This window comes from uncultured Albimonas sp. (assembly GCF_963977235.1).
Taxonomy (GTDB): Bacteria; Pseudomonadota; Alphaproteobacteria; order Rhodobacterales; family Rhodobacteraceae; genus Albimonas.
Genome location: NZ_CAXBOD010000002.1, coordinates 140,457 through 166,094 on the forward strand (window position 1 = coordinate 140,457; position 25,638 = coordinate 166,094).

At 73.3% G+C, this 25,638-nt stretch carries 21 protein-coding genes; 13 read left to right on the forward strand and 8 right to left on the reverse strand.

What is annotated here, in order from left to right; translation table 11 throughout:
• The first annotated feature begins 2 nt into the window (after positions 1-2).
• The 10 genes from AAC134_RS02920 (at position 3) to ftsA (ending at position 12,100) form a co-directional block, all read left to right on the forward strand.
• Positions 3-563, forward strand: coding sequence for an AAA family ATPase (locus AAC134_RS02920; RefSeq protein ID WP_339947550.1), 561 nt, complete (start codon positions 3-5; stop codon positions 561-563).
• Complete coding sequence (murD, locus tag AAC134_RS02925) at positions 560-1,996, forward strand: UDP-N-acetylmuramoyl-L-alanine--D-glutamate ligase (protein WP_339947551.1); 1,437 nt, start codon at positions 560-562, stop codon at positions 1,994-1,996. The genes AAC134_RS02920 and murD overlap by 4 nt, the downstream gene beginning before the upstream one ends.
• Positions 1,993-3,159: a putative peptidoglycan glycosyltransferase FtsW gene (locus tag AAC134_RS02930; protein ID WP_339947552.1), complete on the forward strand. Its 1,167-nt coding sequence runs from the start codon at positions 1,993-1,995 to the stop codon at positions 3,157-3,159. The genes murD and AAC134_RS02930 overlap by 4 nt, the downstream gene beginning before the upstream one ends.
• A gap of 103 nt (positions 3,160-3,262) precedes the next feature.
• Entirely contained in the window at positions 3,263-4,354 is a 1,092-nt protein-coding gene (locus AAC134_RS02935; protein ID WP_339947553.1) for a UDP-N-acetylglucosamine--N-acetylmuramyl-(pentapeptide) pyrophosphoryl-undecaprenol N-acetylglucosamine transferase, read from the forward strand.
• 59 nt (positions 4,355-4,413) lie between these two features.
• The gene (gene murC, locus AAC134_RS02940) at positions 4,414-5,850 is read left to right on the forward strand and encodes a UDP-N-acetylmuramate--L-alanine ligase (protein ID WP_339947554.1); all 1,437 of its coding nucleotides are present in this window, start codon (positions 4,414-4,416) and stop codon (positions 5,848-5,850) included.
• 332 nt (positions 5,851-6,182) lie between these two features.
• Positions 6,183-7,442, forward strand: coding sequence for an APC family permease (locus AAC134_RS02945; RefSeq protein WP_339947555.1), 1,260 nt, complete (start codon positions 6,183-6,185; stop codon positions 7,440-7,442).
• A gap of 55 nt (positions 7,443-7,497) precedes the next feature.
• Entirely contained in the window at positions 7,498-8,427 is a 930-nt protein-coding gene (gene murB / locus AAC134_RS02950; RefSeq protein WP_339947693.1) for a UDP-N-acetylmuramate dehydrogenase, read from the forward strand.
• Between the two features lie 451 nt (positions 8,428-8,878).
• Positions 8,879-9,799 (forward strand): D-alanine--D-alanine ligase, encoded by a 921-nt coding sequence (locus AAC134_RS02955; protein ID WP_339947556.1) that lies wholly within the window; start codon positions 8,879-8,881, stop codon positions 9,797-9,799.
• A 31-nt stretch (positions 9,800-9,830) separates the two neighbouring features.
• Positions 9,831-10,769 carry a cell division protein FtsQ/DivIB gene (locus AAC134_RS02960; RefSeq protein ID WP_339947557.1) on the forward strand — a complete coding sequence of 313 codons (939 nt, stop codon included), beginning with the start codon at positions 9,831-9,833 and terminating at the stop codon, positions 10,767-10,769.
• Positions 10,766-12,100 (forward strand): cell division protein FtsA, encoded by a 1,335-nt coding sequence (ftsA, locus tag AAC134_RS02965; protein WP_339947558.1) that lies wholly within the window; start codon positions 10,766-10,768, stop codon positions 12,098-12,100. The genes AAC134_RS02960 and ftsA overlap by 4 nt, the downstream gene beginning before the upstream one ends.
• 110 nt (positions 12,101-12,210) lie before the next feature.
• On the opposite strand, the gene AAC134_RS02970 is transcribed toward ftsA, so the two are convergent.
• Together AAC134_RS02970 and msrB are read right to left on the reverse strand one after the other, a co-directional pair.
• Positions 12,211-12,639 (reverse strand): peptidylprolyl isomerase, encoded by a 429-nt coding sequence (locus tag AAC134_RS02970; RefSeq protein ID WP_339947559.1) that lies wholly within the window; start codon positions 12,637-12,639, stop codon positions 12,211-12,213.
• A gap of 283 nt (positions 12,640-12,922) precedes the next feature.
• Entirely contained in the window at positions 12,923-13,318 is a 396-nt protein-coding gene (msrB, locus tag AAC134_RS02975) for a peptide-methionine (R)-S-oxide reductase MsrB (protein WP_339947560.1), read from the reverse strand.
• 106 nt (positions 13,319-13,424) lie between these two features.
• On the opposite strand from msrB, the gene AAC134_RS02980 reads away from it, so the two are divergent.
• Entirely contained in the window at positions 13,425-14,189 is a 765-nt protein-coding gene (locus AAC134_RS02980; protein WP_339947561.1) for a GNAT family N-acyltransferase, read from the forward strand.
• 78 nt (positions 14,190-14,267) lie between these two features.
• Here the strand turns inward: AAC134_RS02980 and AAC134_RS02985 are convergent, their stop codons facing one another.
• Together AAC134_RS02985 and AAC134_RS02990 are read right to left on the reverse strand one after the other, a co-directional pair.
• Positions 14,268-15,902 (reverse strand): alpha-D-glucose phosphate-specific phosphoglucomutase, encoded by a 1,635-nt coding sequence (locus tag AAC134_RS02985; protein ID WP_339947562.1) that lies wholly within the window; start codon positions 15,900-15,902, stop codon positions 14,268-14,270.
• Positions 15,903-16,554: 652 nt separating this feature from the next.
• Positions 16,555-17,412: an NYN domain-containing protein gene (locus AAC134_RS02990; protein WP_339947563.1), complete on the reverse strand. Its 858-nt coding sequence runs from the start codon at positions 17,410-17,412 to the stop codon at positions 16,555-16,557.
• Positions 17,413-17,713: 301 nt separating this feature from the next.
• Between AAC134_RS02990 and AAC134_RS02995 the strand changes: the two genes are divergently transcribed.
• Positions 17,714-19,141: an alanine/glycine:cation symporter family protein gene (locus AAC134_RS02995; protein ID WP_339947564.1), complete on the forward strand. Its 1,428-nt coding sequence runs from the start codon at positions 17,714-17,716 to the stop codon at positions 19,139-19,141.
• A 73-nt stretch (positions 19,142-19,214) separates the two neighbouring features.
• On the opposite strand, the gene AAC134_RS03000 is transcribed toward AAC134_RS02995, so the two are convergent.
• Both AAC134_RS03000 and AAC134_RS03005 read right to left on the reverse strand, forming a co-directional pair.
• Positions 19,215-19,700 (reverse strand): YetF domain-containing protein, encoded by a 486-nt coding sequence (locus AAC134_RS03000; protein ID WP_339947565.1) that lies wholly within the window; start codon positions 19,698-19,700, stop codon positions 19,215-19,217.
• Positions 19,701-19,869: 169 nt separating this feature from the next.
• On the reverse strand, positions 19,870-21,000 hold the full coding sequence (locus AAC134_RS03005; protein ID WP_339947566.1) for an S-(hydroxymethyl)glutathione dehydrogenase/class III alcohol dehydrogenase: 1,131 nt from the start codon (positions 20,998-21,000) through the stop codon (positions 19,870-19,872).
• Between the two features lie 192 nt (positions 21,001-21,192).
• On the opposite strand from AAC134_RS03005, the gene AAC134_RS03010 reads away from it, so the two are divergent.
• Positions 21,193-23,124 (forward strand): methyl-accepting chemotaxis protein, encoded by a 1,932-nt coding sequence (locus tag AAC134_RS03010; RefSeq protein ID WP_339947567.1) that lies wholly within the window; start codon positions 21,193-21,195, stop codon positions 23,122-23,124.
• Between the two features lie 652 nt (positions 23,125-23,776).
• Here AAC134_RS03010 and AAC134_RS03015 read toward each other — a convergent pair.
• The gene (locus AAC134_RS03015) at positions 23,777-24,706 is read right to left on the reverse strand and encodes a branched-chain amino acid ABC transporter permease (protein ID WP_339947694.1); all 930 of its coding nucleotides are present in this window, start codon (positions 24,704-24,706) and stop codon (positions 23,777-23,779) included.
• A gap of 35 nt (positions 24,707-24,741) precedes the next feature.
• A complete protein-coding gene (locus AAC134_RS03020) occupies positions 24,742-25,623 on the reverse strand; it encodes a branched-chain amino acid ABC transporter permease (RefSeq protein WP_339947568.1) in 882 nt (293 codons plus the stop codon).
• Between the last annotated feature and the right edge of the window lie 15 nt (positions 25,624-25,638).

Below are 25,638 nucleotides of genomic sequence, written 5' to 3' on the forward strand. Positions count from 1 at the left end.
CCATGGCGCGCGCGCCCCGCCTCTTCGTCATCTCGGGCTGCTCGGGCGGCGGCAAGTCCACGCTGCTGGCGCAGATGGCCGCCCGCGGCTGGGCGGTGGCCCACGAGCCGGGCCGCGAGGTGGTGCGCGAGGAGACCGCGCGCGGCGGCGACGGACTGCCGTGGGAAAACCTGACCCGCTTCGCCGAGCTGTGCGTCGCCCGTGCGGCCGCCGACCACGCGGCGGCGCTCGCCCGTCCCGGCGCCACCCTCTTCGACCGCTCGATCCTCGACGCGGTGGCGGCGCTGGAGCGCGCGGGCCTGCCCGTGCCCGCCGCGATGGCCGCCGAGCTCGCCGCCCGCCGCTACGACGCGCCCGTGTTCCTCGCCCCGCCCTGGCCCGAGCTGCGCCGCCCCGACGCCGAGCGCCGCCTCGACCTCGCCGCGGCGGTGGCCGAGCACGACCACCTCGAAACCCGCTATCCCGCCGAGGGCTACCGGACCGAGCCGCTCCCCCGCCTGTCGGTGGCCGAGCGCGCCGACTGGCTGGAGGCCCGTCTCGACGCCCTGGAGGCCGCCGCATGATCCCCGTTCCCGGATACGAGGACGCCCGGGTGGGCGTTCTGGGCCTCGGCCGCTCCGGCCTCGCGGCCGCCCGGGCGCTTGCCGCGGGCGGCGCGGTCCCGGTGTGCTGGGACGACGGCGAGGCCGCCCGCGCCGCGGCCGAAGCGGAAGGCTTCGCGATCGCCGACCTGTCCCGCGACCGGGCCTGGGACGAGGGGCTGGCGCTGCTGTGCCTGTCGCCCGGGATCCCCGCGCTCTATCCCGCGCCGCACCCCGCGGTGGAGCAGGCCTGGGCCCGCGGCGTTCCCGTCGACAACGACGTGGGGCTGCTGTTCCGGGCCCTGGCGGCGGAGGATTTCGACCATTTCGACACGCCCCCGCGGGTGGTCTGCATCACCGGCTCCAACGGCAAGTCGACCACCACCGCCCTGATCGGCCACATCCTCGCGGCCTCGGACGTGCCCGCCCAGGTCGGCGGCAACATCGGACTCGGCGTGCTGGGGTTCGAGCCGTTCCACGACGGCGAGGTGCTGGTGCTGGAGCTGTCGTCCTACCAGATCGAGGCGGCGCGCCGGCTGGCCCCGGACGTGGCGGTGTTCCTCAACCTCTCCGACGACCACCTCGACCGCCACGGCGGGCGGGGCGGCTACTTCGCCGCCAAGGCCCGCCTGTTCGAGGCCGGCGCGCCCGAGCGCGCGATCATCGGCCTCGACGAGCCCGAGGGCCGCTTTCTCGCCGACCGCATGCGGGGCAGGGGGGGCGAGGGCGAGGACCCGGTCATCGGCCTGTCGCTGAGCCGCAAGCTGCCGGGCGAGAGCTGGGCCGTCACCGCCCGCAAGGGGTTCCTCGCCGAGACGCGCCGGGGCAAGCAGGTCGCCTCGGTCGACCTGCGGGAACTCGCCACGCTGAAGGGCGCCCACAACCATCAGAACGCCTGCGCGGCCTGGGCGGCCTGCCGCTCGCTGGGCCTCGCGCCGCGGGCGATCGAGGCGGCGCTGAAGTCCTTCCCGGGCCTGCCGCACCGGCTGGAACTGGTGGCGGAGAGGGACGGGGTCAGCTTCGTCAACGACTCCAAGGCCACCAACGCGGACGCGGCCGAAAAGGCGCTGCTCGCCTGGCCCCGCGTTCGCTGGATCGCCGGCGGCGTGCCCAAGGCGGGGGGGATCGCGCCGCTCGTCCCCCTCTTCGACCGGGTCGCCTGCGCCTACCTGATCGGCGAGGCCGCCGAGGCTTTCGCGGCCACGCTGGGCGACACGCCCCATGTGCTCTGCGGCGACCTCGAGACCGCCGTGGCCCGCGCCGCCGAAGACGCCCGGGCGGGCGAGGCGGTGCTGCTCTCGCCCGCTTGCGCCAGCTTCGACCAGTTCCAGAGCTTCGAACACCGCGGCGACGCGTTCCGCGCGCTCGCCCGCCGCGCCGCCGGCCTGCCCGCGCTCAAGGAGGATCCCGCATGACCGAGATGGTCTTCGGCCACGTCGCCGCCGCCCGTTCCTCCGAGCCGATCCTGACCCGCTGGTGGCGCACCGTCGACCGCTGGACGGTGGGCGCGGTGCTGGGGCTGATCGTGATCGGGCTGGTGGTGGGCATGGCGGCCTCGGCGCCGCTCGCCGAGCGGCTGGGCCTGCCGCCCTTCTACTTCGTGATCCGCCAGGCCGCCTTCGCCCTGCTGGGCGTGGGGCTGATGGTGGCGATCTCGATGCAGGACGTGCGCACCGTGCGCCGGCTGGCGGTGATGGGCTTCGTGGGCGCGCTGCTGACCTGTCTGGCGTTGCCGGTGATCGGCACCGACTTCGGCAAGGGCGCGATCCGCTGGGTCTCGCTCGGCGTGCTGACGGTGCAGCCCTCGGAGTTCCTGAAACCCGCCTTCGTGGGCTGCGCGGCCTGGGTGATGGCCTCGACCTTCGACCGGCGGGGCCCTCCGGGCAAGTTCCTGAGCTTCCTGCTCGCCTGCGCCTGCTCGGCGATGCTGGCGCTGCAGCCCGACTTCGGGCAGGCGGCGCTGCTGCTGGCGACCTGGGGGCTGATGTATTTCGTGGCCGGCGCCTCGGTGCCGCTGATGGTGGGCATCGCCGGCGGCGTCGCCGCGGTCGGGGCCTTCGCCTACGAGAATTCCCAGCACTTCGCGCGGCGCATCGACGGGTTCCTGGCGGCCGAGGTCGATCCCCGCACCCAGATCGGCTACGCCACCAACGCCATCCAGGAGGGCGGCTTCTTCGGCGTCGGCGTGGGCGAGGGCTCGGTCAAGAACATCCTGCCCGACGCGCACACCGACTTCATCATCGCGGTGGCGGCCGAGGAATACGGCCTGCTGCTGTGCGTGCTGGTGATCGGGCTGTTCCTGTTCATCCCGATCCGCGCCCTCTACCGCCTGACCGAGGAGCGCGACCCCTTCGCGCGCCTCGCCGGCGCCGGCATGGCGGGGCTGATCGGCCTGCAGGCCTTCGTGAACCTCGGCGTCGCCATCCGCCTGCTGCCGGCCAAGGGCATGACCCTGCCGTTCGTCAGCTACGGCGGCTCCTCGCTGCTGGCGGCGGGCATCGGCATGGGCCTGCTGCTGGCGATGACCCGCAAGCGCCCCCAGCGCGACGTGCTCGAGGCGCTGGAGCACTCGGCATGAGCCGGGGAAGGGGAGAGGAGGCGCCCTGCGGGCGGGCTCGGCTGCGCCGCGCGGGGGGCGAGCGTCGCGCCCCGAGCCTCGGCCGCCCCGACGGGCGCCGGGCATGAGCGCGCCCCATCTCGTCATCGCCGCCGGCGGCACTGGCGGGCACATGTTTCCCGCCCAGGCGCTGGCGCAGGAGATGTTGCGTCGGGGCTGGCGGGTCTCGCTGACCACCGACGACCGGGGCGCGCGCTACGCGGGCGGCTTCCCCGAGGCGGTGGCGCGGGTGCCGGTGCGCTCGGCCACCTTCGCGCGGGGCGGGGCGACGGCGAAGCTGGCGGCGCCGGCCCTGATCGGCGCGGGCGTCGTCGAGACGCTGCGCTGGTTCCGCCGCGATCCGCCGGCGGTGGTGGCGGGGTTCGGGGGCTATCCCTCGCTGCCTGCGCTGTCGGCCGCCGTGATCTCGGGGCGGCCGCGGCTGATCCATGAGCAGAACGGGGTGCTGGGGCGGGTGAACCGCCTCTTCGCGCCCCGCGTGGGCGCAGTCGCCTGCGGAACCTGGCCGCTGAGCAACGCCCCCGCGGGCGTGGACGCGCGCCACGTCGGCAACCCGATCCGCGACGCCGCCCGGTCGCTCGCCGGCGCGGCCTATGCGCCCCCCGGCGACGGGCCCCTGAACCTTCTGGTCTTCGGCGGCAGCCAGGGCGCCTCGGCCCTCACCCGCCTGGCGCCCGAGGCGGCCGCCGCCCTTCCGGCCGACCTGCGCGCCCGCCTGCGCGTCACCCAGCAGGCCCGCGAGGGCGAGGCCGAGGCGCTGACTTCCGCCTGGGCCGCTCAGGGCATCCCCGCCGAGGTCGCGCCCTTCTTCCCCGACATGCCCCGGCGCATCGCCGAGGCGCAGCTTGTGGTCTGCCGGGCCGGCGCCTCGACGGTGGCCGAGCTGACCGCGATCGGGCGCCCCTCGATCCTGATCCCCTATCCTCACGCGATGGACGACCACCAGACCGCCAACGCCAAGCCGCTCGCCGAGGCCGGCGCGGCGCGCGTCGCCCGCGAGGCGGGGTTGACGCCGCAGGCGCTTTGCGGGCACATCGCCGCCGTCCTCGGCGACCCCGGCCGGGCCGCCTCGATGGCCTCGGCCGCCGCCGGACTGGGGCGGCCCGACGCGGCCGAGCGGCTCGCCGACCTCGCCGCGTCCCTCGCCCGCCCCTGAGCCCCGCCGCCTCTCCCCGCCGCCCTTCCTCGCCTGCCCCTGATCCCCGGAGCCCGCCCATGTCCCCCGTCAGCCGTCAGCCGCAGGAGATCGGCCCGATCCACTTCATCGGCATCGGCGGCATCGGCATGTCGGGCATCGCCGAGGTGATGCTGAACCTCGGCTACGACGTGCAGGGCTCGGACGCCAGGGACTCCGAGATCGTGCAGCGCCTGCGCACGCTGGGCGCGCGGATCGAGATCGAGCAGAAGGCCGAGAACCTGGGCCGGGCCAAGGTCGTGGTGATGTCCTCGGCGATCAAGCCGGGCAACCCCGAGCTCGACGCCGCCCGCGCCGCCGGCCTGCCGGTGGTGCGCCGGGCCGAGATGCTCGCCGAGCTGATGCGCCTGAAATACAACGTCGCCGTGGCGGGCACGCACGGCAAGACCACGACCACCTCGATGGTCTCGGCGATCCTGGATGCGGGCGGGGTGGACCCCACGGTGATCAACGGCGGGGTCATCCACGCCTACGGCTCCAACGCCCGGATGGGCGAGGGCGAGTGGATGGTGGTCGAGGCCGATGAATCGGACGGCACCTTCAACCGCCTGCCCGCGACCATCGCCATCATCACCAACATCGACCCCGAGCATCTCGACCACTACGGCGACTTCGAGGGCGTGAAGGCGGCGTTCGAGCAGTTCGTCTCGAACCTCCCCTTCTACGGGGCGGCCGTGTGCTGCATCGACCACCCCGAGGTGCAGGCCCTGGTCGGGCGCGTCGACGACCGGCGCAAGATCACCTACGGCTTCTCGCTGCAGGCCGACGTGGTGGGGGTGAACCTGCGCCACGAGGGGCCGGTCTCCAAGTTCGACGTCATCGCCCGCCTGCGCGACGGGCTGGCCCGCGGCGAGCGGCGGGTCGAGGGGATCGAGCTGCCGATGCCCGGCGACCACAACGTGCTCAATGCGCTGGGCGCGATCGCGGTGGGGCTCGAGCTGGGCCTGCCGGACGAAGCGATCCGCATCGGCCTGAAGAAGTTCGGCGGCGTCAACCGCCGCTTCACGCAGGTGGGGGCGTGGAACGGCGCCCCGATCATCGACGATTACGGCCACCACCCGGTCGAGATCTCGGCGGTGCTCAAGGCCGCGCGTCAGGCCGTCGGGCCGCAGGGCCGGGTGATCGCGATCCACCAGCCGCACCGCTATTCGCGCCTGAGCTCCCTGTTCGAGCAGTTCTGCACCTGCTTCAACGAGGCCGACATGGTCGCGATCCCCGAGGTCTACGCCGCCGGCGAGGCCCCCATCGAGGGCGCCGACCGCGACGCCCTCGTGGCGGGCCTCATCCGCCACGGCCACCGCGACGCCACGGCGCTGGCGGGCCCCGAGGCGCTGCCCGACTACGTGGCCGCCCGCGCCCGTCCCGGCGACATCGTGGTGTGCCTGGGCGCCGGCTCGATCAGCCAGTGGGCGCGCGAGCTGCCCGCCGCCCTCGAGGGTCGCGCCGCCGCCGAGTAGGCGCGGACGCAGCGCCCGTCGCGCCATCCTGGCCCCGCCTGTCGCGTCAGTCCCGGGCCGGACTGCGGTCCCGGCCGACTGGCGCCGCAGTCCTGGCGGATCGGCTGGCGAGCAGGACCGTCGCCCCTTGCCCGTTGCCCGCTGGCCTTGCGGCGGGCAGGGTGCGCGCGGCGGTCGCCTTGCCCCGGCGCGATGCGGCCCCACCCTCTCGGGACGCGCGCTCCGGCGCCATTCGACGCCACCGCCGCGCGGGTCCCTGACGTTGCGCGCGTCCTTTCCCGATCCGTCGCCTCCCCCCGGGGCCGGGCGGCCCGCAGCCGGAGACGCGCCCGATGTCCGACGCCTCGCCTTCCTCCGGGCTGCAACGCCGGCTCGGGTTCTGGCTGCTGATGCTCTACGGACTCGGGGTGATGGTCGGCGCGGGGATCTATGTGCTGATCGGCGAGGTGGGCGGGCGCACCGGGCTGCTGGCGCCGCTGGCTTTCGGCCTCGCCGCCCTCGTCGCCGCCCCCACCGCGATGAGCTACGCCGAGCTTTCGGGCCGGATCCCCGAGGCGGGGGGCGAGGTCGCCTGGCTGCGCGACGCCTTCGGCCTGCGTCTTCTGGCGCCTCTCGCGGGGGTGCTGATCGTGGGCGGCGCGACTCTCTCGGCGGCGGCCGTGATCCAGGGCGGGGCGGCCTATCTCTGGGCGCTGGTCCCGCTGCCGGGGGCGCTGAAGGCCGCGATCCCCCACACCTGGCTGATCCCGCCGCTGATCGCGGCGATGGCGGTGGCGGCGGTCTGGGGGGTGGTCGAGTCGCTCGCCGTCGCCGCGGCGCTGACCGTTGTCGAGGTCGCGGGCCTGCTGCTGGCGATCTGGGCGGGGTTCGAGGCCCCCGCGACCGCCGAATGGCGCGCCGGACTGCCCGGAACCATCGAGGACCTGGGCGGTTTCGGCGGCGCATCGGGCGCGCTGGCGGGGGCCTCGCTGCTCGCCTTCTTCGCCTTCATCGGCTTCGAGGACATGGTCAACATGGCCGAGGAGACCCACGATCCCGGCCGCACCATGGCCCGCGCGATCCTGGCCGCGCTGGGGATCACGGCGGTGCTGTATGCGCTGGTGGTCGCCGCGGCGCTGCATGCGGTGCCGGGCGCGCTGCTGGCCACGATGTCCAACCCGCTGGTGGGGGTGGTGCGGGCGGGGGCGCCGGCTCTGGTCCCCGCGATCGCGCTGATCGGCGGGGCGGCGGCGCTGAACGGGGTGCTGGCGCAGATGGTGATGGGCTCGCGGATTCTGTATGGAACCGGGCGGCGCTATCCGCGGCTGGCCTGGCTCGCGCGGGTGCTGCCGGGTCGCGGCACGCCCTGGATCGCGACCCTGATCATGGGCGGGCTGGTCGCGTTCGTGGCGGTGATCGTGCCGCTGGGGCCGCTCGCGGCGGGCTCGGCCGGCGTGCTGCTGGGGGTGTTCGTGGCGGTGAACCTGGCGCTGGTGGTGTTGCGGCGCAAGACGTCGGCGCCCGCGGGCGCCTGGACCGCGCCGACCTGGGCGCCCTGGGCGGGCATGGCCCTGTCCGTGGCCGCCGTGGCCGCGGGCGTGTTCGGAGGCTGATGACGTGAGCGATTCACAAACGACGCGCCCCCGCGTGCGCCTCGACCCCGCGGCGCTGGCCGACCGCCTGCCGCAGGTTCGCGGCCGCATCATGCCGATGCGCCCGCTCGCCGACCTGTGCTGGCTGCGCGTGGGCGGCCCGGCCGAGGCGCTGTTCCAGCCCGCGGACGTCCAAGACCTCGCCGGCTTTCTCGCCGCCTTGCCGGCCGAAGTGCCGGTGACCCCGCTGGGGGTCGGCTCGAACCTGATCGTGCGCGACGGGGGGCTGCCGGGGGTGGCGGTGCGTCTGGGGCGGGCGTTCATGGGGGTCGAGGTCCTGGATGGCGCGCGCCTGCGGGTCGGGGCCGGGCTGCTCGACAGCCGGGTCGCGATGGCCGCGGCCGAGGCCGGGATCGCGGGGCTGGAGTTCCTGCGCACCATCCCCGGCGCGCTGGGCGGGGCGGTGGCGATGAACGCCGGCTGCTATGGCGCCTATGCGGCCGACGTGGTCGAGGAGATCGCGGCGCTCGACCGGGAGGGCCGTCTGCACCGGCTGGCGGGCGCGGAGATCGGCTTCGCCTATCGGTCCAGCGACCTGCCCGGGGACTGGGTGATCGTCGAGGCGGTGCTGCGCGGCGCGCCGGGGGAGCCTGAGGCGATCCGCGCGCGCATGGACGACTACGTGGCCCGGCGCGAGGCCAGCCAGCCCACGAAGGAGCGCACCGCGGGATCCACCTTCCGCAACCCGGCCGGCTATTCCTCGACCGGCGAGGCGGGGGACCCGATGGATCTGAAGGCCTGGTCGCTGATCGACCGGGCAGGGATGCGGGGGGCGCGACGGGGCGGGGCGCAGATCTCGGAGAAGCACTCGAATTTCCTGATCAACGTGGGCGGGGCCACGGCGGCGGACCTCGAGGGGCTGGGGGAGGAGGTGCGCGCGCGGGTGCGCGACGCCTTCGGGATCGAGCTCGAGTGGGAAGTCATGCGGATCGGCCTGCCCGGCTGAGGCCGGGGGGGGCGAGAGGCGGGCGGCGTCCTCGCCCGGGCGGGGCGCCCGGAGCCGCCGCTCCGCCGCGCGCGGGCGCGCCTCCCGCCCACCCACCCCGGCGCGCCCGCGCGCGGCGGAGCGACGGCGGCGGGGGCGGCGCGGACTGGCGGCGGGGGAGGGCCCGGAGTGGAGGCGGCCTCCGCCCGTCGGGACGCGGCGCCGCCAGCCGGTTCCCGCACCTGCGCCCCGCTTTCTGGGTTCCGGCGAAGCCCCCCTTGCGCTACACTCCGAAAACGCCCTGCTTCGCAACGCCCTGCGGCCCGTTCCGCAGATTCGCTCCGAAGTCCGGGCGCAACAGAGCATCGGCCACGCGACCGGGAAAACCCGGCGGTGGTCATACAGGCTGGCGCACCTCGAAAACGGGGGCGCCGATGAAAGCCCCCACAGAGGGGCGAGGGATCGAGGCGGCATGTCGGGCAGGGCTTCCACCCGTGTCGCGGTGCTGTTGGGCGGCCGGTCGGCCGAGCGCGAGGTCTCCCTCGTCTCGGGCGCCGAATGCGCAGCTGCGCTGAGGACCGCGGGTTACTCCGTGATCGAGATCGACGCAGGACCGGACCTGGTCCAGCGGCTCGCCGAGGCGAGCCCCGACGTCGTGTTCAACGCGCTCCACGGCCGCTGGGGCGAGGACGGCTGCGTCCAGGGTCTGCTGGAATGGCTGGGCCTGCCCTACACCCACTCGGGCGTGCTGGCCTCGTCGGTCGCCATGGACAAGGTCAAGGCCAAGGAGGTCTTCGCCGCCGCCGGACTGCCGGTGGCCGAGGGCCGGCTGGTGCCCAGGGCCGAGGCCGCGACCTCCCACCCGCTGCCGCTGCCCTATGTGCTGAAACCCTACAACGAGGGCTCCTCGGTCGGGGTCTACATCGTGCTCGAGGGCGCCAACGGGCCCGCGCAGCTCGCCCCCGACGCCCCCGACCTGCTGCTGGCCGAGACCTTCGTGCCCGGCCGCGAGATGACCGTCGCGGTGATGGGCGACCGGGCGCTGGCGGTGACCGACATCCGCGCCGCCTCGGGCGGCTGGTACGATTACGCCGCGAAATACTCTGCCGGCGGCTCCCTGCATGTGATCCCCGCGGAAATCCCAGAAGACGTCGAGGCCGCCTGCCGCGACATCGCCGTGCGCGCCCACCAGGCGCTGGGCTGCCGGGGGCTGTCGCGCTCGGACTTCCGCTGGGACGAGAGCAGGGGCCTCGCCGGACTGATCCTGCTTGAGGTCAACACCCAGCCCGGCATGACCCCCACCTCGCTCGCGCCCGAGCAGGCGGCCCATGCCGGGGTCTCCTTCCCCGACCTCTGCGCCTGGCTGGTGGAGGACGCCTCATGCCTGCGCTGACCCCCCGCCCGCTGGTCCCGGGGGCCGCCCGATGAGCGCGCTCGCCCGCCTCATTTCCCGCCGCATGCGCCGCCTGCGCCCGGAGCCGCCGGGCCCGTTCGAGACGCCGCGCCGGCGCCGCGATCCCTCGCCCGCGCGCTGGCGCTACCGGCTCGACCGGCTGGGGCGGCGCGGCTACGTGCGCTTCGCCCTGCGCCGGCTGGCCGTGCCCGCCTGCCTGACGCTGGCCGGGCTGTGGGCCTGGCAGAGCCCGACGGTTCACACCAGCGTCCTCGATCTCGCCGAGCGCGCCCGCGCCGCGGTGGTCGAGCGGCCCGAGTTCGCGGTGCTGCGCCTCGACATCCAGGGCGGCAGCCCCGACCTGCAGGCCCGCGTCGCCACCCGTCTGGACCTGCAGCTGCCGGTCTCCTCGCTCGCCCTCGACCTCGCCGCGCTGAAGCTCGAGGTCGAGACCATTCCCGGCGTCGCCCGGGCCGAGCCCAAGGTGATGGCCGACGGCGCGCTGCGCATCGAGCTCGCCCAGCGCGCCCCCGCCGCGCTGTGGCGCTGGGACGGGCAGCTGCATCTGCTGGACCGCGACGGCGTGATCATCGGGCCTGTCGCCGCCCGCGCCGCCCGCCCCAACCTGCCGCTGATCCTGGGCGAGGGCGCCGACCGCGCCATCGCCGAGGCGCTGGCCCTGTGGGACCTCGCCCAGCCGGTCAACGACCGACTGCGAGGCCTCGTGCGCGTCGGCGAACGGCGCTGGTCGCTCGCGCTCAGCTCCGGCGTCGTGGTGCACCTGCCCGAGAAGGCGCCCGAGGCCGCGCTGCGCCGCCTCCTGCATCTCGAGCGGGACGAGCAGCTTCTCGACCGCGAGGTCGCCGTCATCGATCTGCGCGACCCCGAGCGCCCCACCCTGCGCCTGACCCCGCGGGCGGTGGACGTGCTTGAGGGGGCTCGCGAACTCCTGGAAGGACAGAAGGCATGAGGCACGCGCTTTTCGCGTCGCAGAGCATGATGCGCGACCAGCTTCGCTCCGCGCTGAAGCGGGGCCTGCTGGCGGTGCTCGACATAGGCACCTCCAAGACCGCCTGCCTGATCCTGCGCATCGACCCCGCCAAGCTCGCCGCCGCCACCGCCGAGGAGGGCCGCCAGGGCGGCTACCTCGCCATGCGGGTGATCGGCGTCGGCGTCACCCAGTCGCGCGGCGTGCGCCTGGGCGAGATCGTGGACATGGAGGAGTGCGAGCGCGCCATCCGCACCGCGCTGCAGGCCGCCGAGAAGATGGCCGGCGTGCGCGTCGACCAGGTGATCGGCGCCGTCTCGGGCGCGCGTCCCGTGTCGTGGGGCTTCACCGGCGACGCCGAGGTGCTCTCGGGCGAGGTCACCGACCAGGACGTGGCCACCGCGCTCGCCGCCTGCCCCGAGCCGCCGGCCGAGGAGGGGCGGGAGATCCTGCACGCCCTGCCGGTGAACTTCACCCTCGACCAGACCAGCTTCCTGTCCGATCCCCGCGGGATGACCGGGCAGAACCTGTCGGTCGACATGCACATCCTCTCGGTCGCCTCGGCGCCGCTGCGCAATCTGGCGCGCTGCGTGCGCCGCTGCGACCTCGAGCTCGCGGGCGTGGTGACCGCGCCCTATTCCTCGGGGCTCTCGAGCCTCGTCGAGGACGAGCAGGAGCTGGGCGCGGCCTGCGTGGACATGGGGGGCGGGGCCACCGGCGTCTCGATCTTCCTGCGCAAGCAGCTCATCTGCCTCGACGTCGCCCGCGTCGGCGGCGCCCACGTGACCCGCGACATCGCCGAGGCCTTCGGGCTCGACACCGCCACGGCCGAGCGGATCAAGACCCTGCACGGCGGCGTCATGGCGACCGGGCTCGACGACCGCGAGCTGATCACAGTGCCTGTCCTGGGCGGGGCCGAGGGCGAGACCCGCACCATCACCCGCGCCGCCCTGATCGGCGTGATCCGTCCCCGCGTGGAGGAGATTTTCGAGGAGGTGCGTCTGCTGCTCGACCGCGCCGGCTTCGCGGGCCTGCCCTCGCGCCGGGTGGTGCTGACGGGCGGCGGCAGCCAGCTTCCGGGGCTCGAGGACGTGGCTCGTCGGGTGATCGGCCAGCGGGTGCGCATCGGGCGTCCGCTGCGGGTGGCGGGCCTGCCGCAGTCGGCTGCCGGTCCGGCGTTCTCGGCGGCCGTGGGCCTCGCGGCCTACGCGGTGCGCCCCAACGACGAGTTCTGGGATTTCGAGGAGCCGGCCGGCATCGGCGGCGGCACCCGCCTGCGCCGCACGGTGCGCTGGTTCAAGGACAACTGGTAAGCGAAAGGGCCGCCCCCAGGGGCGGCCCTTTGCGTTCGCACGCGTGCGCGCCGGCGGTTGAGAGGGAGCAGGCGGCGCCGGCCCCCACGCAACCGCCGGCGAGGCGTCGTTCAGGCAATCTCGACCAGCTCCACGTCGAAGGTCAGCGCCTTGCCGGCGAGCGGGTGGTTGGCGTCGAGCACCAGTTCCTTCTCGGTCACGTCGGCGACCACCACGTTCATCGCCTGGCCGTCCTGCAGCTGCACCTGCAGCTGGGTGCCGGGCTCGGTGGGGATGTGGTCGGGCACGCCGGCGCGGTCGACCGACTGCACGCGGGAGGGGTCGTGCTCGCCATAGGCTTCGGTCGCCTCGACGCGCACGGTGCGCTTCTCGCCGACTTCCATGCCGGCGACGCCAGCCTCCAGTCCCGGAATGATCTGGCCCGATCCCAGCTCGAACGAGAGCGGATCGCGGCCCTCGGAGCTGTCGAAGACGGTGCCGTCGTCCAGCGAGCCCTTGTAGTGAAGATGCAGGGTGTCTCCCGGCTTGGCCTGGGTCATGGTGCATGTCCTTTCGAGGGGGAGTTTGTGAATGTGCCGAGGCCGCGCGCCGCGCGGGATGCTCGTTCGTTCCCCTCCAAGCTGGCGATTGCGCGCGGCGATGTAAACCACCTGGCGGCAAATCGGCGGTTTTCCGGCCCGAAACGGGCCGGCGCGGCGCGGTTCCGCGGGCGCGCCGCCCGTCGGCGGCCGCCGATGCGCCCCCGCGCGAGCGGACTGCCGGGGGCCTGTCCGCCGCCCGCGTCCGGCGGCGGTCGGGCGGCGCCGGAGCGGGCTGCGGCCCCTACTCCTCCGGTTTGAAGGTCATCGAGACGCCGTTCATGCAGTAGCGCAGACCCGTCGGCTGGGGGCCGTCGGGGAACACGTGGCCCAGATGCGCGTCGCAGCGGGCGCAGGTGACCTCGGTGCGGCGCATGAAGTGGCTGCGGTCCTCGTGCAGCTCGACCGCGTCCTGCTCGATCGGCTCCCAGAAACTGGGCCAGCCGCTGCCGCTCTCGTACTTGGTCTGGGCGTCGAAGAGGGGGGCGCCGCAGCATACGCACAGGAAGGCGCCGGGGCCCTTGGGGAAGCCCTCGTGGGCGCCGGGGGGCTCTGTGCCCTTCTGGCGGGTGACCTTGTAGGCCAGCGCGTCCAGCTGCTCGCGCCATTCCTCGTCGGACTTGATCAGCTTGTCGACCATGGTGTTCCTTCCCTGCGACAGTTTCGCCGCACGCGGCGGAGGCGTCATGCGCATGTCATCGCTCCGTTCCTATCTAGGGCCAGGTTCCCTGCCTGTGGAGGGGTGGATGCGCATGTTCTCTCGCGGTCGCTACACGGTGCGCCTCTCGCGCGAGCCCGAAGACGTGGAGGCCGCCCAGCGTCTCCGCTTCCGGGCCTTCATCGCCGCCCGCCCCGGGGCCGCGCTCAGCGGCGACCGGGCGCAGGGCCTGGACCGGGACGGGTTCGACGACCGCTGCCTGCATGCGCTGGTCGAAACGGCGGCGGGCGAGCTGGTCTGCTGCTTCCGGATGCTGCCGCTCAAGAGCGGGGCGGAGATCGGCAGCAGCTACTCGGCCCAGTATTACGAGCTGTCCTCGCTGACCGAGTTCGGCGGGCCGATGGTCGAGATGGGCCGGTTCTGCATGGCGCCGGGGGTGCGCGATCCCGACGTGATCCGGGCGGCCTGGGGGGCGATGACGTCCTATGTCGAGGCCGAGGGGGTCGAACTGCTGTTCGGCTGCTCGAGCTTCGAGGGGGTGGACGCCGAGACCTACATGGACGCGTTCGCCTACCTCAAGGAGAAGCACCTGGCGCCGCGACGCTGGCTGCCGCGGCCCAAGGCGCCGGCGATCTTCCGCTTCGCGGCGAAGTGGCGGCTGACGCGGCCGGACATGAAGCTGGCGATGCGCCGGATGCCGCCGCTGCTGCGCTCCTATCTTCTGCTGGGGGGCTGGGTGTCGGACCATGCGGTGATCGACCGGGACCTGAACACGCTGCATGTCTTCACCGGCGTCGAGATCAGCCGCGTGCCGCCCGCCCGCCGGCGCCTGATGCGCCCCGCGGCGGGCTGAGCCGCAAAGCCCCCGCGCGGGCGCGCCGGCGATCGCTCGCCGGGGCGACTGCGCGGGCGCTCGGCCTCGGGGGCGCCCTCAGGTGGCCACGTCCGGCTTGTCCCGGCCGGTGCGCGCGCGGATGCCGGCGAGCGCCTCGGCCGCCTCGATCACCGGGGCGAGGGAGACCTGGGGGTCGGCACGGGCGGCCTCGGCCGGGTCGGCGAGGCGGCGCTCCATGTAGACGCGCAGGGTCGCGCCCTCGGTGCCGGTGCCCGAGAGGCGCAGAACCAGGCGGGCGTCCTCGGCAAAGAGGATGCGGATGCCCTGGCCGGTCGCCACGTCGCCCGAGATCGGGTCGGTGTAGGAGAAGTCGTCCGCCGCCTCCACCGTCAGCGGCCCGGCGCGGGTCCCGGCGAGGTCCGCCAGCCGCGCGCGCAGGTCGCCCATCAGCGTCTCGGCGACGCTCGCGTCGATCGCCTCGTAGTCGTGGCGGGTGTAGACGTCGCGGCCGAAGCGGGCCCAGTGATCCTCGAGGATCTCGCGCACCGAGATCTTCCGCACCGCCAGGATGTTGAGCCACAGCAGCACCGCCCACAGCCCGTCCTTCTCGCGCACGTGGTCGGAGCCGGTCCCGAAGCTCTCCTCCCCGCAGATCGTGGCGCGGCTGGCGTCGAGCAGGGTGCCGAAGAACTTCCAGCCGGTAGGGGTCTCGTGCAGCTCGACCCCCAGCGCCTCGGCCACCCGGTCGGCGGCGCGCGAGGTGGGCATCGAGCGCGCGATCCCCTTCAGCCCGCGCGCGTAGCCCGGCGCGAGATGGGCGTTGGCCGCCAGCACCGCGAGACTGTCGGAGGGGGCCACGTAGACCTCGCGCCCCAGGATCATGTTGCGGTCGCCGTCGCCGTCCGACGCCGCGCCGAAGTCCGGCGCCTCGGGGCCGGTCATCAGGTTCCACAGGGCGTGGGCATGGGTGGGGTTGGGGTCGGGGTGGCCGCCGCCGAAGTCGGGCAGGGGGGTGGCGTTCATCACCGTGCCCGCGGGAGCCCCGAGGCGGGTCTCCAGCACCTCGACCGCGTAGGGGCCGGTGGCCGCGTGCATGGCGTCGAAGCGCAGGGTGAAGCCGGCGGCGATCATCTCGCGGATGGCGGCGAAGTCGAACAGGCTTTCCAGCAGGTCGGCATGGATCTTCACCGGGTCGATCACCTCGACCGTCATGCCGCCCAGGGTCAGGGTCCCGACGGTCTCGAGGTCCGGGTCGGGGGTGTCGAGGGTCAGGTAGCGCTCGATCGTCTCGGTGTGGGCGTGGATGGCGTTGGTGATGCTCTCGGGCGCGGGGCCGCCGGCGGCGATGTTGTACTTGACGCCGAAGTCGCCGTCCTCGCCGCCCGGGTTGTGGGAGGCCGAGAGGATCAGTCCGCCGTCCGCCTTCAGCGTGCGGATCACCGCCGAGGCGGCGGGGGTCGAGAGCAGTCCGCCGCGGCCCACCACCACTTTCGCCGCGCCATTGGCCGCGGCCATCTTGAGGATCCTCGCCGAGGCCTCGCGGCCGAAATAGCGGCCGTCCCCGCCGAGCACCAGCGTGCGGCCCTCGATCCCGCCGAGCGCGTCGAAGACCGACTGCACGAAGTTTTCGAGGTAGTGGGGCCCCATGAAGGTGCGCGTGCGGGCGCGCAGGCCCGAGGTGCCGGGCTTCTGGCCGGGGATCGGGGCGGTCTTCACGAGGGTGGGGGTCATCGAGGTCTCCGGCAGGTCAGGTTGGGGGCCGTGTCCGAGGGGCGGCGTGCGGGTCGTGGGGCGGGGGGAGTTAGGCGCGCCGCGGCGCGCCGGTCAACCGCGGCGCGGTCGCCGCAGGGCGTGAGGGGGCGGGACAGGGCGCAGCCTCTGGCGGGCCTGCGGCGGGAAGATGGCCCGGAGGGGGAGGCGGCAGGGCGCCGCGTTCTGGGCTGGGCGCAGGGGCGCGACGGCGCCGCCCGGGACCGCGCGGGTCCGGGCGCCCGGTGGAAACTGGGGCGCCAGGCCGCGCGCCTCCGCCCCTGGCGGAGGCGTCCGCGCGCAGGCGCGCGGACCCTGCGGGGAACCCGCAGGCGCGGCCGCGGTCGACGTTGCGCGGGTTGCGAGGGCCGCCGGCGGCGGCGTCGCCCGGGAGGTCCTGCGGAAGATCGTGTGGGGGCGCGGGGGCGCGGGCGGCGGCGTGCGCGCCGGAAATCCCGGGCGGCGCCCCAGGCTGGACCCGGGGCCTCCCCCGTCGGAGGCAATGCGCCGATCTCGGCGGGGCGCCCTGGCCCGGCGGCGGGAGGCGTCGCGCGCACCGGCCCTCTCGGGCCGACGTCGGCGCGCGGGATGTCCCGCCGCGCCAGCCGCCGCGGCGGCCGCTCCCCCCCGGCGCTCAGGTCTCGGCCGGGGCCGGGTCCTTTTTCTTGCGGGCCTTGGGCTTGGCGGTGTTGGCCTTGAAGCGCACCCGGACGTGGTTGGCGTCGTCCTTCTTCATGTCGAAGGCCCCCGCTCGCCGGATCAGGTCCGAGAGCTTGGAGGACCCGTAGGTGCGGCTGTCGAAGTCCGGCGCCAGCGCCCCGATCCGCTGGCCGATCACCCCCAGCGAGACCCAGCCGTCCTCGTCCGTCATCCCCTCCATCGCCTTGCGCAGCACCGGCACGGCGCGCGAGGGCGCCTCGGGGCGGCGGGGCTTGGAGGACTCCTCCGCTGCGCCGGCCTCGCCCGCGGGCTCGGTCGCGGCGGCGGTCTCGGGGGCCTCCTCGGGCGTCTCCTCGGCCGGGTCGTCGCCTCGGCCCGAGGCGGCCTCGGCCTCGGCCATCAGGTTCTCGATGTAGAAGAAGCGCAGGCAGGCCTGGCGGAACGCCTCGGGCGTCTTGCGCTGGCCGAAGCCGTAGGCGTGCATCCCCTGCTCGCGCACCCGGCTGGCGAGCCGCGTGAAGTCGCTGTCCGAGGAGACCAGGCAGAACCCGTCGAAGCGGCCCGAGTGCAGCAGGTCCATCGCGTCGATCACCAGCGCGATGTCAGAGCTGTTCTTGCCCTGTGTATAGGCGAACTGCTGGTGGGGGATGATCGCGTATTGCGCCAGGATTTTCGCCCAGCCCTTCAGCCGGTCGTCGGAAAAGTCGCCGTAGATGCGCCGGACGCTCGCCTCGCCCAGCTTGGCGATCTCGAGGAACAGGCCCTCGGCGACTTTGGGAGAGGTGTTGTCGGCGTCGATCAGGACGGCGAGGCGGGGCAGCGGCTCGGACATGGGCGGGCTCCCGATGAGGTCGCCCCCTGTTGCAGGGGCGCGCCCCTCCGCGTCAAGCGCGCTCTTCGCGCGATCCTCGCAATCGACGCGGCGCGGCGGGCGCGATCCGTCAGGCAGGAAGTGTGCCCGTCAGGCGAACGACGACCTCGCCGACCCCGGATTGCGCGGGGCCCCTGTCCGAACGCCGCAACGTTCCGGGCAGAACCGTTCTGCCGCCGAAACTGATGCTGGCTCAACAAGCCGGGCTGTGGCCGACTGCGCGCAAAGGCCCCTTCGGGGGCGAGGCGAGAGGGAATTTGAGATGGCGTTCCTCGAACAACTGTTCGGCTACATCGGCGACTTCACCTGGGGCTGGTCGCTGATCCCCTTCCTGGTGGTGCTGGGGGTGATGTTCACCCTGGTCTCCGGTCTGGTGCAGTTCCGCTTCTTCGGGCGCATGTTCGGGGTGCTGAAACCCTCGACCGATCCGGGCGCCGAGGGCCACATCTCCTCGCGAGAGGCGCTGCTGGTCTCGGTGGGCGGGCGCGTCGGCGGGGGCAACATCGCGGGCGTCGCGGTGGCGATCACGCTGGGCGGCCCCGGCGCGGTGTTCTGGATGTGGGCGATCGCGCTGATCGGCATGGCCACCAGCCTGTTCGAGTGCTCGCTCGCCCAGCTCTACAAGCGCGCCGAGCCCGACGGGACCTTCCGCGGCGGCCCCGCCCAGTACATCATCCACGGCCTGGGGAAGGAGTTCCGCTGGCTCGCCATCGTCTACGCCGTGTGCCTGATCGCGGCCTTCGCGCTGGGCTTCAACGCCTTCCAGGGCAACACGGTGGCCGGCGCGGCCGAGGACAGCCTGGGCGTGCCGCGGGTGTGGAGCGGCGTGGTGCTGGCGGTGCTGACCGGCTTCGTCGTCTACGGCGGCATCAAGCGGATCGCGAGGGCGGCCGACGTGATCATCCCGATCATGGCGATCGGCTACCTGCTGATGGCCTTCGTGGTGATCCTCCTGCACCTGCCCAGCCTGCCCGGCGTGCTCTGGCAGATCGTGGCCAACGCCGTGGGGATCGAGGAGGCGGTCTCCGGCGGCATCGGCGCCGCGGTGGCGCAGGGCCTGCGGCGCGGGCTCTTCTCCAACGAGGCGGGCCTGGGCTCGGCCCCCAACGTGGCCGCGACCGCCTGGGTGCGCCACCCGGTCAGCCAGGGCATCGTGCAGAGCCTGTCGGTGTTCATCGACACCATCGTGATCTGCTCGTGCACCGCCTTCGTGATCCTGCTGGGCGACGTCTACGTGCCCGGCGACGAGGCGGTGAACGGCGTCGCGCTGACCCAGCAGAGCCTCGCCAGCCACGTCGGCGCGTGGTCGAGCTACTATCTGACGGCGGCGATCCTGCTCTTCTCGTTCTCGTCGATCATCTACAACTACTACCTGGGCGAGACGGCGCTGACGGTGTTCACCGACAACCCAATGGCCGGCCACATCCTCAAGGTGCTGATCATGGGGCTGGTGCTCCTCGGGGCCATGGCGCCGGAGGCGACCTCGGTGTTCTTCTTCTCGGACCCGATGATGGGGATCCTGGCGCTGGTCAACCTGGTGGCCCTGACCATGCTGTTCCCCATCGGCATGCGCCTGCTGCGCGACTACCGCGAGCAGCTGGCCCAGGGGGTCGAGCATCCCGCCCTGCATGTCGAGCGCTACGCCGATCTCGACATCGACCGCGAGGCCTGGGCCGACGCCGCGAAGTAGGCGCCGCCGGCGCCGAAGGGCCCGTCCCCTCCGGGGGGCGGGCCTTTTTCGTGGCCGCGCGCCGAGGCGCCCCTCAGCGCCCGCCCGCCAGCACCGAGAACGCGCCGTCGGATTCCAGGATCACCGCCTCCAGCCCCTCCAGCGAGCCGTGGCCCGCCTCGCGCGCCACCGTCTCCAGATCGGCGTGGGTGACCCGGGCGCGGCGCATCGCGTCCTCCAGCGGCGCGCCGTCGCGCAGCAGCAGCGAGGGCTCCGAGCGCACCAGCCGCGCGAAGCGGCGCGAGCGGACCGACAGCGCGGCGACCGCGTACTGCAGCCCGATCAGCAGCAGCAGCGCCGTCGCCCCCTGGGCCAGCGCCACCCCCTCCGACAGCAGGATCGAGGCGAGGACCGAGCCGAACGCCACCGTCACCACCAGGTCGAAGGCGTTGAGCTTGGCCAGCGTCCGTTTGCCCGCGCCGCGCAGCGCCAGCACCAGGAAGGCGTAGGCCAGCGTGCCCGCCACCAGCGTGCGGACGATGCCGGCCCAGCCCTGAAAGAAAATCTCGCTCCAGTCCATCGCCCGTCTCCCCCTCGTCGCGCCCGTCGGTTGCGGTCGCGGTCCCGCGCCACCTAGGGCGCGCGGAGGGATCGGCGATGTCGGCGCGGCCCCGGGGGGACGTCCCCCGGGCGGCAAGGCCCCCCAGGGCAGCCGCAGGGCGCGTCTCGCCGCGCCCTGCCAGTCGGGATCAGTAGACCACGACCGAGCGGATGCTCTCGCCCGCGTGCATCAGGTCGAAGCCCTTGTTGATGTCCTCGAGCTTCAGCAGGTGGGTGATCATCGGGTCGATCTCGATCTTCCCGTCCATGTACCAGTCCACGATCTTGGGCACGTCGGTGCGCCCCCGCGCGCCCCCGAAGGCCGAGCCCTTCCACACGCGTCCCGTCACCAGCTGGAACGGGCGGGTCGCGATCTCGGCCCCCGCCGGCGCCACGCCGATCACGATCGACTGGCCCCAGCCGCGATGCGCGCATTCCAGCGCGTCGCGCATCACCTTGACGTTGCCGGTGCAGTCGAAGGTGTAGTCGGCGCCGCCGATCTGGTCGAACGGGGTCTTGGTGAGGTTGACGATGTAGGGGACCAGATCCTCGCCGATCTCGCTCGGGTTGATGAAGTGGGTCATCCCGAAGCGCTCGCCCCAGGCCTTCTTCTCGTTGTTCAGGTCCACGCCGATGATCATGTCCGCGCCCGCCAGCCGCAGGCCCTGGATCACGTTCAGCCCGATGCCGCCCAGGCCGAAGACCACCGCCTTGGCGCCGATCTCGACCTTCGCGGTGTTGATCACCGCGCCCACGCCCGTGGTCACGCCGCAGCCGATGTAGCAGACCTTGTCGAAGGGCGCGTCCTCGCGGATCTTGGCGACCGCCACCTCGGGCATCACCGTGAAGTTCGAGAAGGTCGAGCAGCCCATGTAGTGCAGGATCGGATCGCCATCGAGCGTGGTGAAGCGGCTGGTCCCGTCGGGCATCAGCCCCTGTCCCTGGGTGGCGCGGATCGAGGTGCACAGGTTGGTCTTGCCCGACAGGCACGAGGCGCACTGGCGGCACTCGGGCGTGTAGAGCGGGATCACGTGGTCGCCCGGCTTCACCGAGGTCACGCCCGCCCCGACCTCGCGCACCACGCCCGCGCCCTCGTGGCCCAGGATCGCGGGGAACAGGCCCTCGGGGTCGGCGCCCGAGAGGGTGAACTCGTCGGTGTGGCAGATGCCGGTGGCCATGATCTCGACCAGGACCTCGCCCGCGCGCGGGCCTTCGAGGTTGACCTCGGCGATCTCGAGCGGCTTTCCGGCCTCTACGGCGATGGCGGCGCGGGTTCTCATGGCGGACCTCCTGGGGGCGCTTCCGGTTGGCGCGGAAACTGGACCGGCGGGGGCCGGGATGTCCAGCGCGAAGCGCGCCCGAGCCGGTCGCGGGACCGGGTCGTCGCAAGCATGGAGGGGGGAGCGAAACGTCCTCTTAACCCGGGCCGGGGCACAAGGCGCCCGAGTCATCCGTCTGCTCCGGGGAGAGATATGGGCAATCTTCGATCGCGCGCGGCGCTGGCCGCCGCTGGTATCGTGCTGTTTGCGGTGTTGGCCATGTCTGCGTCCATCGCGGTGCAGACGCTCGACCGCCTTGCCGCGCAGGCGCAGCAGCGCCAGGGCCAGTCCCTGCGCGCCGCAGCCGCCATCGTGGACGCCGAGGTTCCGGGGGTCGAGGCGCGCTTCGGTCCCGGCGGCGAGGTGCAGGCCCTGTCGTGGGAGGGCGAGCCCGACCTCGCCTCCCACGCCGTCATCGACCGCGTGGCGGCGGTGACGGGCGAAACGGCGACCGTCTTCGCGCTCGACCCCGCGCAGGGGGAGTTCGTGCGACGCTCGACCAACATCATCAAGCCCGACGGGCAGCGCGCCGTGGGAACGGTGCTGGGCGCATCGGGTCCGGTGCATCCGGTGGTGATGTCGGGCCGTCCCTACCGCGGCGAGGCGACGATCCTGGGCCGCGACTACTACACCGTCTATTTCCCGATCCGCGGGGCCTCCGGGATCGAGGGCATCCTCTACGTGGGCGTCGAGAAGGCCGGCGTCGCCGGCGCGATGACGAAGCAGATGGCCGGGGTGCTGGTCACCGCGCTGCTGACGCTGGGCGTGGCGATCGGGCTGGCCTGGTGGCTTGCCGGCCGCGCCACCGCGCCGGTGCTTTCGCTCGAGGTCGCGGTCGGGCGCCTCGCCGCCGGCGAGCGGCAGATGGAGATCCCCGCCAAGGACCGCGGCGACGAGATCGGGGCCCTGGCCCGCGGGGTCGAGACCCTGCGCCGGGCGCTCGCCGAGGCCGAGGCCGGCGCGGGCCAGGAACGGGAGCGGACCGAGGCCGCGCGCGCCGCCGCCGCCCGCACCCTGACCGAGCTTCGCGACGGCGTGAACGCGGTCGTCGAGGCCGCGGTCCACGGCGATTTCTCCCGCCGCGTCGACGCCCGCTTCGAGGCGCCCGAGCTGCGCGAGCTCGCCGCCGGGGTGAACCGCCTGGGCGAGAGCGTCTCGGGCTTCCTCGACGACGTCGACGGGATGCTGTCGGCCATGTCGAAGGGCGACCTCTCCCGCCCGCTGGAAGGACGCTACGGCGGCCGGCTGGCGCGGCTGACCGAGGTGTCGCGCGCCTCGCTGGGCGAGCTCGCCTCCGCGATCTCGGCGATGCGCGAGGGGGCCGAGACCCAGCGCGGAGAGCTTGACCGGGTGGCCGACGCCATGCGCGCCCTCTCCGACCGGGCCGAGGGCCAGGCCTCGACCATCGAGGAGACCGCCGCCACCATGACCCAGATGTCGGAGACGGTGGCCCAGTCCGCCCGCAACCTGACCGAGGCCGAGCGGATGACGGAAAGCGCCCGCCAGCGCGCCCGGCAGGGCGCCGAGTCCGCCGACAAGGCCACCGGCGCGATGCAGCGGATCGAGAAATCCTCGGCCCAGGTGTCCGACATCATCAGCCTGATCGACTCGATCGCCTTCCAGACCAACCTGCTGGCGCTGAACGCGGCGGTCGAAGCCGCCCGCGCGGGCGAGGCCGGCAAGGGCTTCGCGGTGGTCGCCTCCGAGGTCCGCACGCTCGCCCAGCGCTCGTCGGAGGCGGCGCGCGACATCTCGGAACTGATCAAGGGCAGCGCGGCCGAGGTCGCCGACGGCGTCAACCTGGTCAACGCGACCGGCGCCTCGCTGGCCGAGATCGTCACCGCCATCGATCAGCTCAACACCGCCATCGCCGACGCCGCTGCCGCGGGCCGTGAGCAGGGCCAGGGCGTGCAGGAGATCAACTCCGCGGTTCAGCACATGGACTCCACGGTGCAGGAGAACACCCGCCAGACCGGCGAGGCCGCCGCCGCCGCCGCCCATGTCGCCGCGGCCGTCGCCGAGCAGGTCCGTCGCCTCGAGGCCTTCGTCACCACCCGCGACCCCCGGCGCGCCCGCGCCGCCTGACCGGCGCCCGGCGCTGACCGCGCGCGACCGCTGCCCGGCGTCGGCAGACCGTCGTTCGACGACGTGGTCGCCGGGCTGGCCCGGCGACCACGCGACCAAGGGCCCTGCTACCGGGCCTATCCCGGCGGCAGGGCGGCCCCCCTTGCCGTTTCGCCGCGGCCTCGTCTTGCGACCGCGGCCATCGCCGGGCGCGAGCCAAGGCCGCTCCGGGGCGCCGGTTCCTGCCCGGGCTTGCGGTTTGAGCGGCCACAAGCGCGGGGCCGCAGCGGTGATCACGTTGCGCTTCCGGGGGATGACCGCCACCGGGTCCCTGCAGGTCACCAGCAGACGGGCATCGGGGTCGGCGCAGCATGGAAGCGTCGGGGGCAGGGGCCAGCCGGCGGGGGGAACGGCGCGTCGGGCGCCCTCGATCCAGGTCTCGGACGCGGCGCCCACGCTTGCCGAGAGCACGCAGTCGCGCCGATGCCCCGGACGCGCCGAGGCAGAGCGCGACGACAAGGCCGGCCGCCGTCGCGCGCCGGCGTCGACTGTGGAGCGGCGCCATGGGCCCCCTCGCTTCGATCACGAGGGGGAGACTGCCGGGCCGGGGGACGACCCGTCAGCCGTGCGCGAGGGAAAAGGCGCCGTTGCGGCGCCTTTTCCCGGGGCTCTCTCAACCCTCGCGGCGGGCGCGCCTGCGCTCGGCGGCGGCCTTGATCTCGCCCACGATGCCCTTGCGGAACACCGAGACGACCAGCACGAAGATGCAGCCCTGGATCACCAGCACCCACTCGCCGAACGAGGCGAGGTAGTTCTGCATCATCACGATGATCGCCGCCCCCACCGCCGGCCCCAGGATCGTGCCCATGCCGCCGACGATGGTCATCAGCACCACCTCGCCCGACATGGTCCAGTAGACGTCGGTCAGCGAGGCGAGCTGGAACACCAGCACCTTGGTCGACCCCGCCAGCCCCGCCAGCGTCGCCGACAGCACGAAGGCCAGCAGCTTGTAGCGGTTGACGGAATAGCCCAGCGAGATCGCGCGCGGCTCGTTCTCGCGGATCGCGCGCAGCACCTGGCCGAAGGGCGAGTGCACGATCCGGTGGATCAGCGCCACGCCGGCGACGAAGATCACCGCTACGACGTAGTAGAGCGAGAGGTCGTCCGAGAGGTCGATCAGTCCCAGGAAGATCCCTCGCGGCACGCCCTGGATGCCGTCCTCGCCGTTGGTGAACGGGGCCTGCAGGCAGAAGAAGTAGAACATCTGGGCCAGCGCCAGCGTGACCATGGCGAAGTAGATCCCCTCGCGCCGGATCGCCAGCGCGCCCACCACCAGACCCAGCGCCGCCGCAAAGGCGGTGCCGGCGACGATCCCGAGTTCCGGCGGGAAGCCCAGCTCCTTGATCGTGTGGGCGCAGATGTAGGAGGCCCCGCCGAAGAACATCGCGTGGCCGAAGGACAAGAGCCCCGTGTAGCCCGGCAGCAGGTTGAAGGCGCAGGCGAACAGCGCGAAGCACATCACCTTCATCAGCATCACGGGATAGACGCCGAAGGGCGCGGCGACCAGCGCGGCGGCGACGGCCGCGGCCAGCGCCAGCTTCATGGGGGCGGAGAGGGCGGGGGTCATCGTGGCGGCGCTCATTTCGCGGCTCCGAACAGGCCCGAGGGACGCACCATCAGGACCAGGGCCATGATGACGAAAATCACGGTGTTGGAGGCCTCGGGGTAGAAGACCTTGGTCAGCCCCTCGATCACCCCCAGCCCGAAGCCGGTGACGATCGCCCCCATGATCGAGCCCATGCCCCCGATCACCACCACCGCGAACACCACGATGATGAGGTTCGAGCCCATGTTCGGGCTGACCTGATAGGCGGGCGCGGCCAGCACGCCGGCGAGCGCCGCGAGCCCCACGCCGAAGGCGTAGGTCAGGGTGATCATGCGCGGCACGTCGATGCCGAAGCTCTGCACGATCTCGGGCCGCTCGGTCGCGGCGCGCAGGTAGGCGCCGAGCTTTGTGCGCTCGATCACGAACCAGGTGGCCAGGCACACCACCAGCGAGGCGACGATGATCCAGCCCCGATACCACGGCAGCCACATGAACCCGAGGTTCACGCCGCCCGGCAGCGGATTGCCGTAGGGCATCCCCGCCGCCCCGAACTGCGAGCGCATCACCCCCTCGAAGATCAGCGCCAGCCCGAAGGTCAGCAGCAGACCGTAGAGGTGGTCGAGGTCATGCAGCCGGCGCAGCAGCGTGCGCTCGATCACGAGGCCGGTGGCGGCGACGACGATGGGCGCCAGCACCAGCGCCCCCCAGTAGGGAATGCCCAGCCAGTTCAGCAGCATCCAGGCCACGAAGGCGCCCAGCATGTACTGCGCCCCGTGGGCGAAGTTGATGACGTTCAAAAGGCCGAAGATCACCGCGAGCCCCAGGCTGAGCATCGCGTAGAACGACCCGTTGATCAGCCCCAGCATCAGCTGCCCGAACAGGGCCTGCGGCGGGATTCCGATCAGCTCCATCATGGCGCGTCTCTCCCC

What these genes read in the sequence shown, in the direction of transcription:
- AAC134_RS02935 (WP_339947553.1), top strand. Translation starts at nt 3,263, where the DNA reads ATGAGCGCGCCCCATCTCGTCATCGCCGCCGGCGGCACTGGCGGGCAC.
- AAC134_RS02995 (WP_339947564.1), top strand. Translation starts at nt 17,714, where the DNA reads ATGGCGTTCCTCGAACAACTGTTCGGCTACATCGGCGACTTCACCTGG.
- AAC134_RS02945 (WP_339947555.1), top strand. Translation starts at nt 6,183, where the DNA reads ATGTCCGACGCCTCGCCTTCCTCCGGGCTGCAACGCCGGCTCGGGTTC.
- AAC134_RS03010 (WP_339947567.1), top strand. Translation starts at nt 21,193, where the DNA reads ATGGGCAATCTTCGATCGCGCGCGGCGCTGGCCGCCGCTGGTATCGTG.
- AAC134_RS03005 (WP_339947566.1), bottom strand. Translation starts at nt 21,000, where the DNA reads ATGAGAACCCGCGCCGCCATCGCCGTAGAGGCCGGAAAGCCGCTCGAG.
- AAC134_RS02960 (WP_339947557.1), top strand. Translation starts at nt 9,831, where the DNA reads ATGAGCGCGCTCGCCCGCCTCATTTCCCGCCGCATGCGCCGCCTGCGC.
- AAC134_RS02920 (WP_339947550.1), top strand. Translation starts at nt 3, where the DNA reads ATGGCGCGCGCGCCCCGCCTCTTCGTCATCTCGGGCTGCTCGGGCGGC.
- ftsA (WP_339947558.1), top strand. Translation starts at nt 10,766, where the DNA reads ATGAGGCACGCGCTTTTCGCGTCGCAGAGCATGATGCGCGACCAGCTT.
- AAC134_RS02990 (WP_339947563.1), bottom strand. Translation starts at nt 17,412, where the DNA reads ATGTCCGAGCCGCTGCCCCGCCTCGCCGTCCTGATCGACGCCGACAAC.
- AAC134_RS03000 (WP_339947565.1), bottom strand. Translation starts at nt 19,700, where the DNA reads ATGGACTGGAGCGAGATTTTCTTTCAGGGCTGGGCCGGCATCGTCCGC.
- AAC134_RS03015 (WP_339947694.1), bottom strand. Translation starts at nt 24,706, where the DNA reads ATGAAGCTGGCGCTGGCCGCGGCCGTCGCCGCCGCGCTGGTCGCCGCG.
- AAC134_RS02970 (WP_339947559.1), bottom strand. Translation starts at nt 12,639, where the DNA reads ATGACCCAGGCCAAGCCGGGAGACACCCTGCATCTTCACTACAAGGGC.
- AAC134_RS03020 (WP_339947568.1), bottom strand. Translation starts at nt 25,623, where the DNA reads ATGATGGAGCTGATCGGAATCCCGCCGCAGGCCCTGTTCGGGCAGCTG.
- msrB (WP_339947560.1), bottom strand. Translation starts at nt 13,318, where the DNA reads ATGGTCGACAAGCTGATCAAGTCCGACGAGGAATGGCGCGAGCAGCTG.
- murC (WP_339947554.1), top strand. Translation starts at nt 4,414, where the DNA reads ATGTCCCCCGTCAGCCGTCAGCCGCAGGAGATCGGCCCGATCCACTTC.
- AAC134_RS02930 (WP_339947552.1), top strand. Translation starts at nt 1,993, where the DNA reads ATGACCGAGATGGTCTTCGGCCACGTCGCCGCCGCCCGTTCCTCCGAG.
- AAC134_RS02980 (WP_339947561.1), top strand. Translation starts at nt 13,425, where the DNA reads ATGCGCATGTTCTCTCGCGGTCGCTACACGGTGCGCCTCTCGCGCGAG.
- murD (WP_339947551.1), top strand. Translation starts at nt 560, where the DNA reads ATGATCCCCGTTCCCGGATACGAGGACGCCCGGGTGGGCGTTCTGGGC.
- AAC134_RS02985 (WP_339947562.1), bottom strand. Translation starts at nt 15,902, where the DNA reads ATGACCCCCACCCTCGTGAAGACCGCCCCGATCCCCGGCCAGAAGCCC.
- AAC134_RS02955 (WP_339947556.1), top strand. Translation starts at nt 8,879, where the DNA reads ATGTCGGGCAGGGCTTCCACCCGTGTCGCGGTGCTGTTGGGCGGCCGG.